This window comes from Klebsiella sp. TF21-TM (assembly GCF_019753495.1).
Taxonomy (GTDB): domain Bacteria; phylum Pseudomonadota; class Gammaproteobacteria; order Enterobacterales; family Enterobacteriaceae; genus Klebsiella; species Klebsiella quasipneumoniae.
This window is the reverse complement of record NZ_JAIJYL010000002.1, coordinates 231,139-243,014: the sequence shown is the minus strand read 5'-3', so window position 1 is coordinate 243,014 and position 11,876 is coordinate 231,139. Positions and strand designations below refer to the sequence as shown.

Annotated in this window: 12 protein-coding genes; 5 read left to right on the top strand and 7 right to left on the bottom strand. The window is 61.8% G+C overall.

The window, feature by feature from the left end; all coding sequences use genetic code 11:
- Positions 1 to 79 precede the first annotated feature (79 nt).
- Positions 80 to 478: a rhodanese-like domain-containing protein gene (locus K5R89_RS03065; protein ID WP_023289613.1), complete on the bottom strand. Its 399-nt coding sequence runs from the start codon at positions 476 to 478 to the stop codon at positions 80 to 82.
- Positions 479 to 545: 67 nt separating this feature from the next.
- On the opposite strand from K5R89_RS03065, the gene ftrA reads away from it, so the two are divergent.
- Entirely contained in the window at positions 546 to 1,643 is a 1,098-nt protein-coding gene (gene ftrA / locus K5R89_RS03060) for a transcriptional regulator FtrA (RefSeq protein ID WP_217259167.1), read from the top strand.
- Entirely contained in the window at positions 1,612 to 1,827 is a 216-nt protein-coding gene (locus K5R89_RS03055) for a DUF4177 domain-containing protein (protein WP_004205985.1), read from the top strand. The genes ftrA and K5R89_RS03055 overlap by 32 nt, the downstream gene beginning before the upstream one ends.
- Before the next feature lie 53 nt (positions 1,828 to 1,880).
- On the opposite strand, the gene K5R89_RS03050 is transcribed toward K5R89_RS03055, so the two are convergent.
- Positions 1,881 to 2,321, bottom strand: coding sequence for a GNAT family N-acetyltransferase (locus tag K5R89_RS03050; protein ID WP_048297467.1), 441 nt, complete (start codon positions 2,319 to 2,321; stop codon positions 1,881 to 1,883).
- 265 nt (positions 2,322 to 2,586) lie between these two features.
- Entirely contained in the window at positions 2,587 to 3,651 is a 1,065-nt protein-coding gene (locus K5R89_RS03045; RefSeq protein WP_044522878.1) for a LacI family DNA-binding transcriptional regulator, read from the bottom strand.
- A gap of 195 nt (positions 3,652 to 3,846) precedes the next feature.
- Between K5R89_RS03045 and K5R89_RS03040 the strand changes: the two genes are divergently transcribed.
- A complete protein-coding gene (locus K5R89_RS03040) occupies positions 3,847 to 6,954 on the top strand; it encodes a beta-galactosidase (protein ID WP_087827620.1) in 3,108 nt (1,035 codons plus the stop codon).
- 54 nt (positions 6,955 to 7,008) lie between these two features.
- Positions 7,009 to 8,274, top strand: a complete 1,266-nt coding sequence (locus K5R89_RS03035) for an MFS transporter (protein WP_087827621.1) — start codon at positions 7,009 to 7,011, stop codon at positions 8,272 to 8,274.
- Between the two features lie 29 nt (positions 8,275 to 8,303).
- On the opposite strand, the gene K5R89_RS03030 is transcribed toward K5R89_RS03035, so the two are convergent.
- The 3 genes from K5R89_RS03030 to K5R89_RS27340 all read right to left on the bottom strand — a co-directional run bounded on the left by K5R89_RS03030 (position 8,304) and on the right by K5R89_RS27340 (position 9,852).
- Positions 8,304 to 9,392, bottom strand: coding sequence for an AAA family ATPase (locus K5R89_RS03030; protein WP_023289607.1), 1,089 nt, complete (start codon positions 9,390 to 9,392; stop codon positions 8,304 to 8,306).
- Between the two features lie 84 nt (positions 9,393 to 9,476).
- The gene (locus K5R89_RS03025; protein ID WP_004205993.1) at positions 9,477 to 9,737 is read right to left on the bottom strand and encodes a hypothetical protein; all 261 of its coding nucleotides are present in this window, start codon (positions 9,735 to 9,737) and stop codon (positions 9,477 to 9,479) included.
- Positions 9,721 to 9,852: a hypothetical protein gene (locus K5R89_RS27340; RefSeq protein ID WP_023289606.1), complete on the bottom strand. Its 132-nt coding sequence runs from the start codon at positions 9,850 to 9,852 to the stop codon at positions 9,721 to 9,723. Before K5R89_RS27340 ends, K5R89_RS03025 begins: the two co-directional genes overlap by 17 nt.
- A 181-nt stretch (positions 9,853 to 10,033) precedes the next feature.
- On the opposite strand from K5R89_RS27340, the gene blaOKP reads away from it, so the two are divergent.
- Positions 10,034 to 10,894, top strand: a complete 861-nt coding sequence (gene blaOKP / locus K5R89_RS03020; RefSeq protein ID WP_101976783.1) for an OKP family broad-spectrum class A beta-lactamase — start codon at positions 10,034 to 10,036, stop codon at positions 10,892 to 10,894.
- A 20-nt stretch (positions 10,895 to 10,914) separates the two neighbouring features.
- Here the strand turns inward: blaOKP and K5R89_RS03015 are convergent, their stop codons facing one another.
- Positions 10,915 to 11,676, bottom strand: a complete 762-nt coding sequence (locus K5R89_RS03015; RefSeq protein WP_023289604.1) for a DeoR/GlpR family DNA-binding transcription regulator — start codon at positions 11,674 to 11,676, stop codon at positions 10,915 to 10,917.
- Between the last annotated feature and the right edge of the window lie 200 nt (positions 11,677 to 11,876).

Sequence of the window (11,876 nt, the reverse complement as noted above, 5' to 3'; positions counted from 1 at the left end):
TGGATGGCTATATGTCCAGATACTGGCATGCAGGTCGACGGGCCGCAAACGAGAATATTTCATGGTACATGAAATATATTCACTTACCGGCGACAAACGCATAACCTTCATCTTCCCAGCCGGTGATCCCGCCGAGCATCATTTTCACCGGCCGCCCCAGTTCGGCCAGCTTCAGCGCGGCAACGTCGGCACCGTTGCAGTGCGGCCCGGCGCAATAGACCACAAACAGGGTCTCCGCCGGCCAGGCCGCCATTCTCTCGGCGCTGATCTGGCTGTGCGGAAGATGCAGCGCGCCGGGCAGGTGACGCCTGGCGAAGGCCTCCTCGCTGCCGACCACGTGCAGCAGGACAAAGTCGACCTCGCCGGCACGCTGCGCGCTGTGCACATCGGCGCAGTCGGTCTCGAGATGCAGCTTATGGCGGAACCAGCGGATAGCCTCGGCGGAGGTGGCGGGGGTAAATTGGCTTACTACACTCATGGCGTCTTCTCCTTGTCTGTGATAACACTACTTTACTGACGCCCATCACCCTTATCTGCCGGCAACCATGACAGAAAACGCTAACATCCTGACAACCTCTTCGGTGACACCGTCACCTCACCGCGTGGTGGCCCTCGCCTACGATGGCCTGTGCACGTTTGAGTTTGGCGTGGCCGTGGAGATCTTCGGCCTCCCGCGCCCGGAAATGGGCGAGCGTTGGTACCAGTTCGCCGTCGCCGCCGTCGATGAAGGGCCTTTAAGAGCCACCGGCGGGGTCCGCCTGATGACCGACGGCGGCCCTGAGCTTCTCGCCCAGGCGCAGACTATCGTGGTCCCGGGCTGGCGCGGCATCGACGCCCCGGTCCCCGAAGCGCTGTGCGCCGCCCTGGCCGCCGCTCACGCCCGCGGATGCCGAATAATCTCCATCTGTTCCGGAGTGTTCGTTCTCGCCGCCGCCGGGCTGCTCAATGGCCGCCAGGCGACAACCCACTGGCGCTACACCGCGGCGCTGCAGTCCCGTTTTCCGCAGATCCAGGTGGTGGAGGATGTCCTTTACGTGGGCGATGATTTGCTGATGACGTCCGCCGGCAGCGCGGCGGGGATCGACCTCTGTCTGCATCTGGTGCGCGAGGATTTCGGCAGCGAGGCAGCGAATGTGGTCGCTCGCCGCCTGGTGGTCTCTCCCCATCGCGATGGCGGTCAGGCGCAGCAGGTCCTGCGTCCGGTGGCCCGCAGCCGGGAGAGTCTGCGCCTTGGCCAGCTGTTTGATTATCTGCACCAGCATCTCGCCGCCAGCCACACCGTCTCCTCCCTCGCGCAGCGCGCCGGCATGGGGACGCGCACCTTTTTGCGCCGCTTTGAAGAGGCCACTGGTAAAACCCCCGCCCGCTGGCTGCTGGAGGAGCGTCTGCTGCGCGCCCGTCAGCACCTGACGGAGAGCACGATGGGCATCGACCAAATCGCTGAGCGCTGCGGATTTGCCAGCGCTGGCACCCTGCGCCACCATTTTCGCCTGCGCTTCGCGCTAAGCCCGCTGCAGTACCGTAAACAGTTTGCTACTTCTCCGATTGCAAAATCCTCGCAGCCACGGACAATAGACGGCCACAGTAAACCGGTCGCCAGGATGGTCGATGATGAAGAAAGAGTGTCGGGTAGTGATCTATAAAGAGGGCCTGCTGGGCAGCCTGTTTTTTGGCGAAGCCAAAGCCGACCCTGACAAAATGAGCCAGTTTCTCAGCAGCTATACCCGCGAGGGCTGGGAGGTAAAAACCATGTCGGTGGAGCGCCGCCGTACCGCCCTGTTCTGGTCGCGGGAAGCGTATCTGTTTGTGCTTGAAAGGCCCCTCTGACGGAGCCTGCGCCTGGTTTGCAGCTTAAGCCAGGCGTTGCCCGGCATCCGCGCTCAGGGCTGGCGGATATAGCCCTGCTCGTGCATTTTGCGCATGCCCTCCTCGCCAGCGCAGACCATCCCGGTGGTCAGCATGGCAAAACCAAAACGCTGATAGAACGCGATTTTATCGGCCACCGCATAGATAAAAATTTTGCCAAAGGGCAGCAGCTGCTCCCGGACCGCCTGCATCAGCTGTTGTCCGTAACCCTGCCCCTGTCGGTCGGGGACGATCGCCACATCCGACAAGTAGCTGCTCCAGGTGCAGTCGCTGATGGCGCGCGCCACGGCAATCAGCTGACCGTCCTCATAGCCAAACCAGCAGAAGGTGCTCTGGCGAAACGCCTGCTCCAGTTGCTGAACATCACGTTCATTCAGCCCGGCCTCGGCGACGATGGTCCGCACCCGCCGCCAGTCTACCCGCGCCATCGCCTCTTTGCCCTCAATCACCATCATGACCTTGTCTCCCGCCGTGTTCGGCATCTATCCCGGAAGAAAGATGTAGCATGCCGCCGCCGGGGATGCCAGGCGAAAAAACCAACGAAAGAACGCGGAAAACGGGGGTGAGGCAAAAAAAAAACCGCCATGTGACTGGCGGTAAATCAATGCTTGCATGGATAGATTGTATTTTGCATTTTTCGCAGGCAGAGGATCCTGACCTCTCTACGTTTGATCCCGAGGTTAGCATGGTCAACCTCAATAAATCCTCAACGGCATGCGGCTAAAGCCTCTCCACCAACGCTTTCAGCTGCGCCAGGGTCTGCTGCCGGTCCTCCGCGGCGGCGAGCGGCCACGCCGACTGGCGCACGATGAGCCGGGTCGGCAGCAGCTCGCGGATCCGCATCTGCGGGGCCGCCATCAGAGCAATCAGCCGCTCCACGGCTCGTTTGCCCAGCAGATCAAAGTCCTGCGCCACCGTGGTGAGCGGCGGCTGAAAGTAGAGACTGTCGGCGGTGTCGTCATAGCCGGTCACCGATACCGCCTGGCTGCCGCTGCGATTGAGCTGGGCCAGCGCGCTGAGTACCCCGAGCGCCATCTGATCGTTGGCCACCACAATGGCGCTGATCCGCGGCTGGAGGTGCAGCAGTTCGAAGGTTTTCTGCCAGCCGCTGGCGGCGCTCCAGTCACCGAACACCGTGGTGGAACGGGCGATGTTCAGGCTGTGCAGCGCCTCGCGCCAGCTGGCGAGACGCAGACGGGCGGAAACCGAACTTTCCGGCCCCGCCAGCAGGCCAAATTCGCGATGCCCGAGCTCCCAAAGATGGCGCACGCAGGCTCCGCAGCCGTCGCGATGGTCGAAGCGCACGCAGCAGACATCGGCCTCCGGGGAGACGTCAAGAAACAGGCAGGCCATATCCGGGTTCTCTTTAACCAGCCGCTCGGCGGTAGCGCTCTCCAGCGGCAGGCTGACGATCACCCCGCGAATATGCTGGGCGCGCAGTTCGTCCAGCCGGGCCTGCAGCGCGGCGAAGTCGGCCTGCGCTGGCATCGCTATCGCCACCTCCAGCTGGTGCAGGCTGGCATGGCTCTTTACTGCGGCGGCGATCTGCGAGGGGGCATGCAGGGTCAGCGAGGCGGTAATCAGCCCAATGGAGGGAGCCGCTTTGCCGGCGAGCAGCTGCGCCGAGCGGTTAGGCACGTAGTGCAGCGTCTGCATCGCGCGGATCACCTGCTCGCGGGTGCGGGCTGACACCACTTCCGGACGGTTCAGAACCCGGGAGACCGTCTGTTGGGAGACGCCCGCCGCGCGGGCGACATCCTCCAGGGTTGCGGTACGACGCGGCATAGTTTCTCCTCATCGACAAAATGTCGTGCGCTAACATTTTATGTTTAACGCACGACAAAAAACAGCGTATTACGCCCGCTTTCGTGATCGTCTGTTAATTTCATTTCCGCCGTCGTTGCTGGAAAAAACAAATTACCCGATAACGTTCTTCATCCTGTTTAGCGATCGACATTTTCTGACTTACCGGGGATTACTATGCCAATAAGCGATACCAGTCGCCGCCACGCGCCTGACTTCCACGCCGTCCTCGCCCGCGAAGACTGGCAGAACCAGACCATTACCCATCTCAACCGCCTGCCGGCCCATCCCGCGTTCGCCAGCTGGCGCGATGAGCTTGCCGCCCGCGATAATCATCCTTCGCCCCATCGTCGTCAGCTGGACGGCGAGTGGCAATTTGCTTACGCCCGCAGCCCGTTTGCCGTCGATGCGCAGTGGCTGACGCAGGACCTGCCGGGCAGCCGCGGCACGCCGGTGCCCTCCAACTGGCAGATGGAGGGCTATGACGCGCCGATCTACACTAACGTCCGCTACCCCATCGACACCACCCCGCCGCGGGTGCCGGAGGAGAACCCAACCGGCTGTTACTCCCTGCACGTTGCGATCGATGACGCCTGGCGCGCGGACGGGCAGACGCAGATTATTTTCGACGGCGTTAACTCGGCCTTTCATCTCTGGTGCAACGGCGCCTGGGTCGGTTACTCCCAGGACAGCCGCCTGCCGGCGGCGTTCGATCTCAGCCCCTTTCTGCGTCCGGGCGACAACCGCCTGTGCGTGATGGTCATGCGCTGGAGTGCCGGCAGCTGGCTGGAAGACCAGGATATGTGGCGGATGAGCGGTATTTTCCGCTCGGTGTGGCTGCTGAATAAGCCGCACCAGCGGCTGAGCGACGTCCAGCTGACGCCGACCCTTGACGCCCTCTGCCGCGACGGCGCTCTGCAGGTCCAGGCGACCGTCGAGGCGACAGAAGCGGCGCTTGCCGGGCTCAGCGTCGGGGTTAGCCTGTGGCGCGGCGAGCAGCCTGTCGTTGCCCACCGTCAGCCGTTAGGCACCCCGACGGTGGATGAGCGCGGCCGCTACGCCGAACGAGTCGATTTCTCCCTGGCGGTGGCGGCGCCGGCGCACTGGAGCGCGGAAACCCCGGATTGCTACCGGGCGGTGGTCACCCTGTGGCGCGGCGAGGCATTGCTGGAGGCCGAGGCGTGGGATATCGGTTTTCGCCGCATTGAGATCGCCGACGGCCTGCTGCGCCTTAACGGCAAACCGCTGCTGATCCGCGGCGTTAACCGCCATGAACACCACCATTTACGCGGTCAGGTGGTCAGCGAGGCGGATATGGTGCAGGACATTCTGTTGATGAAGCAGAACAACTTTAACGCCGTCCGCTGCTCGCACTACCCCAACGCCCCGCGCTGGTATGAGCTGTGCAACCGCTACGGTCTGTACGTGGTCGATGAAGCCAATATTGAAACCCACGGCATGGTGCCGATGAATCGACTGTCCGACGATCCGGCGTGGCTGCCAGCCTTCAGCGCCCGCGTCACCCGGATGGTACAGAGCAACCGCAACCATCCGTGCATTATCATCTGGTCGCTGGGCAACGAATCCGGCGGCGGCGGCAACCACGAAGCGCTGTACCACTGGCTGAAGCGTAACGACCCGACCCGTCCGGTGCAGTACGAGGGCGGCGGCGCGGATACCACCGCCACCGATATTATCTGTCCGATGTACGCCCGCGTCGAACGCGACCAGCCGATCCCGGCGGTACCGAAGTGGGGGATCAAAAAATGGATCAGCCTGCCCGGCGAGCAGCGGCCGCTGATCCTCTGCGAGTACGCCCACGCGATGGGCAACAGCCTCGGCAACTTCGCCGATTACTGGCAGGCCTTCCGCGAGTATCCGCGGCTGCAGGGCGGGTTTATCTGGGACTGGGCCGACCAGGCGATCCGCAAAATCTTTGACGACGGCAGCGTCGGCTGGGCCTACGGCGGCGACTTTGGCGATAAGCCGAACGATCGCCAGTTCTGTATGAACGGCCTGGTGTTCCCCGATCGCACGCCGCATCCGTCGCTGGTCGAGGCGAAGCACGCCCAGCAGTATTTCCAGTTCGCCCTGCTGTCGACTTCGCCGCTGCGGGTGCGCATCGCCAGCGAATACCTGTTCCGCCAGACCGATAACGAAGCGCTGCGCTGGCAGGTGCAGGCGGCCGGTGAAACCTTGTACCACGGCAAGCTGACGCTGGCGCTCCCGCCTGAGGGCAGCGACGAGATAACGCTGCTCGACAGTCTGATCCTGCCGCCAGGCGCCCGCGCCGTGTGGCTGACGCTGGAGGTGGTCCAGCCCCAGGCGACAGCCTGGTCCCCGGCGGATCATCGCGTCGCCTGGCAGCAATATCCCCTGCCGGCGCCGCTGGCGCTGCCTGCGCCCACGGTGCCAGCCGGCGCCCCGGATCTTATCGTCAGCGATGAGGCCTGGCAGATCCGCGCCGGCACGCAGTGCTGGACCGTCGATCGCCGGACCGGTTTGCTGAGTGGCTGGTCGGTTGGCGGTCAGGAGCAGCTGCTGACCCCCCTGCGGGATCAGTTTATCCGTGCGCCGCTCGACAACGACATCGGGGTCAGCGAAGTGGAGCGCATCGACCCCAACGCCTGGGTGGAGCGCTGGAAAAGCGCCGGCCTGTTCGACCTTGAGGCGCGCTGCGTGCAGTGCGACGCCCAGCGTCTGGCGAATGAGACCCTTGTCGACAGCCGCTGGCACTACCTGCGCGGCGACGAGGTGGTGATTATCAGCCACTGGCGTCTGCGCTTTACCGCGGACGGAACGGTACGGCTGGCGGTGGACGGCGAGCGCGCGGAAACGCTGCCGCCGCTGCCGCGGGTCGGGCTGCACTTCCAGGTGGCGGATCAGCAGGCGCCGGTGAGCTGGCTGGGGCTGGGGCCGCATGAGAACTACCCCGACCGGCGGAGCAGCGCCTGCTTCGCCCGCTGGGAGCAGCCGCTGGCGGCGATGACCACCCCCTACATCTTCCCGACGGAAAACGGCCTGCGCTGTGATACTCAGGCGCTGGACTGGGGACGCTGGCACGTCAGCGGTCATTTCCACTTCTCCGTTCAGCCGTGGAGCACCCGTCAGCTGATGGAGACCGACCACTGGCACAAGATGCAGGCCGAAGACGGCGTGTGGATCACCCTTGACGGCCTGCATATGGGGGTGGGAGGCGATGACTCCTGGACCCCAAGCGTGCTGCCGCAGTGGCTCCTGACCCAAACGCGCTGGCAGTACGAGGTCTCATTGCGTTGCCTTTAATCCGTGGGGGCGGCAGCCCCCACCCTACAAACAGAATAACAAGGGATCATGGTGATGAAATTCTCTGAACTGGCGCCGCGAGAACGGCATAATTTTGTCTATTTCCTGCTGTTCTTTTTCTTTTACTATTTCATTATGTCGGCCTATTTCCCGTTTTTCCCGGTGTGGCTGGCGGACGTTAACCATTTAACCAAAACGGAAACCGGGATCGTCTTCTCCTCCATCTCGTTGTTCGCGATTATTTTTCAGCCGGTATTTGGTTTAATGTCGGATAAGCTCGGCCTGCGCAAACATCTGCTGTGGACTATTACGGTGCTGTTAATTCTGTTCGCGCCGTTCTTTATTTTCGTTTTCTCCCCGCTGCTGCAGATGAATATTATCGCCGGTTCGCTGGTGGGCGGGATCTACCTGGGGATTGTTTTCTCCAGCGGCTCCGGGGCGGTGGAAGCCTATATCGAGCGCGTCAGCCGGGCAAACCGCTTTGAATATGGCAAAGTGCGGGTCGCTGGCTGCGTCGGCTGGGCGCTGTGCGCCTCGATAACCGGCGTGCTGTTCGGCATCGACCCCAATATTACCTTCTGGATCGCCTCCGGCTTTGCGCTGGTGCTGGGTCTTCTGCTCTGGCTGTCGCGTCCGGAAAGCAGCAACAGCGCCCAGGTTATCGAGGCGCTCGGGGCCAATCGCCAGGCCTTTTCGCTGCGTACGGCGGCAGAGCTGCTGCGTATGCCGCGCTTCTGGAGCTTTATCGTCTATGTGGTGGGGGTCGCCAGCGTTTACGACGTGTTTGACCAGCAATTTGCTAACTTTTTCAAAAGCTTCTTCGCCAGTCCGCAGCGCGGTACCGAAGTGTTTGGCTTCGTCACCACCGGTGGCGAGCTGCTCAATGCCGTGATCATGTTCTGCGCCCCGGCCATCGTTAACCGTATCGGGGCCAAAAACGCCCTGCTGACCGCGGGGATGATCATGTCGGTGCGTATTCTCGGGTCGTCTTTTGCCTCATCGGCGGTGGAAGTGGTGATCCTCAAGATGCTGCATATGTTTGAGATCCCCTTCCTGCTGGTCGGGACCTTTAAATATATCTCCTCCGCCTTTAACCCGCGGCTCTCAGCCACCCTGTTTCTGATCGGCTTTAACCTGTCGAAACAGTTGTCCGGGGTGGTACTTTCCGCCTGGGTGGGCCGGATGTACGACACCGTCGGCTTCCATCAGGCCTATCTGATCCTCGGCTGCATCACCCTGAGCTTTACCCTGCTCTCGTTCATCACCTTGCGCGGCGGCAAAAGCCTGCTGCCGACAGCGGAGACGCAGACCCCCGCCTGACCGGGCGCGCCCGTCAGGGATGACGGGGTTCACTCCACAATGCGCGTCTCTCCGCCGCTATTCTCCAGCGCATAGCGCTGGCAGGCAGCCCCGGCGGCGATAAGATCCGCCAGCTCTGCCGAGTGGCTGGTCAGCCAGATCTGGCTGTAGCGGGAGGCCTCGACGATCAGCCTGGCCAACGCCGGGAGCATGTCGCGATGCAGGCTGTTCTCCGGTTCATTGATCGCCAGAAAGGCCGGCGGGCGCGGGCTGAGCAGCGCGACGGCGAGGCAGAGAAAACGCAGCGTGCCGTCGGACATCTCCGCCGCCAGCAGCGGGCGGCGGATCCCCTCCCGGCGCATTTTCAGCGCGAAACGCGAGTGCTCGTTTTCACAGTAAAACTGGCAGCCGGGAAAGGCGTCGGCGAGGATCTCGTGCAAAATCTCCTCCGCGCCGATCTCGACAATGGTCTGAAAGGCGGCCGCCAGATTATGGCCGTCGCTGTCGAGCACCGGCGAACGGTAGCCGACGGCCGGCTGGCGCAGCGGTGAGTGGCGGCCGATAGCGAATTCATGGTAAAACCGCCAGCGGCGCAGGGTCTCGCGCACCCGCGAGACCTCAGGAAAACGGTGCGGCTCGCCAAGCTGACCGAACACCGACTCGTTTTCATAAATACTCTCGGTGAAGGTGCTTTTCTCCCCGGCGACATCGACGAGGAACGCCGCCTGATTCTTACGCTGCAGTACGCGGGAGGAAGGCCGACGGGAATAGCCCGCCAGCCAGATGTTCTCTTCTTTGACGATGGGATCGAGCATGAACTGCGTCGGATAGGGCAATTTTTCCGGGAAACCAACCTGCAGTTCATAATCAAAGCTCTCCGTCCGACAGGCGATTTGCAGCCGGCGGGGATGGCGATCGAGGGGGGAACGATCTCCGGACCACATCATATTTTCAAGGCCCCCCTCTTCGCTGATAAATCCCGACAGCCTGCCGTCGGCAGCCGCGGTCAACAGATGGATAGCGTTGTAAATATTGGATTTGCCGCAGCCGTTAGGGCCGAAGACAATGTTCAGCGGCCCCAGCTCCAGCGCGATATCCCTGACTGAGCGAAAGTTTTGAATACGGATGTACTGAATCATAATGCGTCCTGGCCCGGAGAGAGAAGGCTGCCACAGTAGCAAAGCCGCGGCAGGGATACTATCGCCCCCTCTCTCCGACCGGGTTTAACAGAACATTTTTTTCATTCCGCGGGTCAGCGCCACCCGCGTCAGCTTGTCGCTATCCTGATGGGCGTCACTGAAAACGCCAAAGAAATAGCGTTCATCGTCAATGGTTTGACTCACGATACGATAGCTGAGCGGTTGGCCGGACGGCGCACCGTATTGCGCAGGCGTCACTGAGACCTCGGTCGCATCGTCGGCGACGCTGACCAGCAGTCCATCCGCCTTACCGCCCACCAGCATGACCTTAATTATCGGGTGCACCAGTTCCTCCCGGGATGGCATAGATCATTGGCAAACCGCGCAGCGCGGCGGGCGTATCGTCAGCAAACAGCGGCGCCAGCCAGAGTGCGGTCTTAAGTACTTTCTTATAGTTCATTGCGGCCTTGAGTCAAAAAATAGCGTGCTTAGGCTGAGCTAAATATTGATTATTCGAAATAAAAGATGACAAATGATGAAGGAAAAAAGAGGAATTGTGAATCAGCAAAACGCCAGGTTATTCTATTTTATCACTCCTCTACTCGCCTTTAATGGCCCTGATTCAAGGAAGTATTGCGGTTATGCGTTATGTTCGCCTGTGCCTTATCTCCCTGATTGCCGCCCTGCCACTGGCGGTATTCGCCAGCCCTCAGCCGCTCGAACAAATTACACTCAGCGAAAGTCAGCTGGCGGGCCGCGTGGGCTATGTTGAAATGGATCTGGCCAGCGGCCGCACGCTGGCCGCCTGGCGCGCCAGTGAGCGCTTTCCGCTGATGAGCACCTTTAAAGTGCTGCTCTGCGGCGCGGTGCTGGCCCGGGTGGATGCCGGAGACGAACGGCTGGATCGGCGGATCCGCTACCGCCAGCAGGATCTGGTGGACTACTCCCCGGTCAGCGAAAAACACCTTGCCGACGGGATGACCGTTGGCGAACTCTGCGCCGCCGCCATCACCATGAGCGACAACAGCGCCGGCAATCTGCTGTTGAAGAGCGTTGGCGGCCCCGCGGGATTGACCGCTTTTCTGCGCCAGATCGGTGACAACGTCACCCGCCTTGACCGCTGGGAAACGGAGCTCAATGAAGCGCTTCCCGGCGACGTGCGCGACACCACCACCCCAGCCAGCATGGCCGCCACCCTGCGCAAGCTGCTAACCAGCCACGCGCTGAGCGACCGTTCGCAGCAGCAGCTGCTGCAGTGGATGGTGGACGATCAGGTGGCCGGTCCGCTGATCCGCGCCGTGCTGCCGGCGGGCTGGTTTATCGCCGATAAAACCGGGGCCGGCGAGCGGGGCTCACGCGGCATTGTCGCCCTGCTCGGCCCGAACGGCAAAGCGGAGCGCATCGTGGTGATCTATCTGCGGGATACGCCGGCGACCATGGCCGAGCGTAACCAGCAGATCGCCAAAATAGGCGCGGCGCTGATCGAGCACTGGCAGCGCTAGCCCGGCGAAGGCCGCGCGCCTTACCCGGCGCGCAGCACCTCGCAAGCGTGCCGGGCGATATGTGTGGCGGCAGCATCGGAGAGATGCCGGTCGGTAATGATGGTGGTAAAGCGGGTCAAGGGTAACGCCATAAACGTGGCCACCTGATTGTATTTCGAACTGTCGCACAGCAGGATGCTTCTGGCGCTGACCTGGCTGACGGTCTCCTTGACGGTGACCTTGTTCTCATCAGGGGTGAAAATCCCGCGGCTGTCCCAGCCGCTGGCGGAGATAAAGGCCGTATCGATAGCCAGGTGGCGCAAGGTCCGCGCCGCCGACTCGCCGACGCAGGAGCGGTTCTCCCGGCACAGGGTGCCGCCGGTGTGGATCACGCCGCACTGGCTGGCATCGATCAGCAGTTGGGTTATCTCAAAATCGTTGGTGACCACCTGCAGGTCGTCCCGGTCGAGGATCGCCCGCGCCAGCGCCAGGGTGGTGGTGCCGGCATCGAGATAGATGCAGCTGTTTTTGGCGATGTGACTGGCCGCCAGCGCGCCGATGGCCTGTTTCTCTTCACTCTGTAGAGTGCTTTTCACCAGATGACTGGGCTCTGCGGCCAGCCGGCTGACGGCGCGCACGCCGCCCGAGACGCTGACCAGCAGCCCCTGTTCTTCCAGCTTACTGACGTCGCGACGGATAGTCATATGGGACACGCCGAGGATCTCCGTCAACTCATTAATGCTCACCGCCCCACGCTGCTCCACCAGGGCTAAAATACGCTGATGACGTTCTATTGGAATCACCGCTCTCCCCTTACCATTTTTTCACACCAGAGCTTACCACTCACGCCGGGAACCTGAAGATCCCCTGTGCTGTTATCGCTGCTTGACCGCTGTTTTTACGCTATTTTAGGGCAAGAATCGCCGTCGCGCAGCCACTTTCCGTCTGTGAATTTTTTATATTCATGTGGGTTATTCGTGATAACTCTCACATAATTTCACAT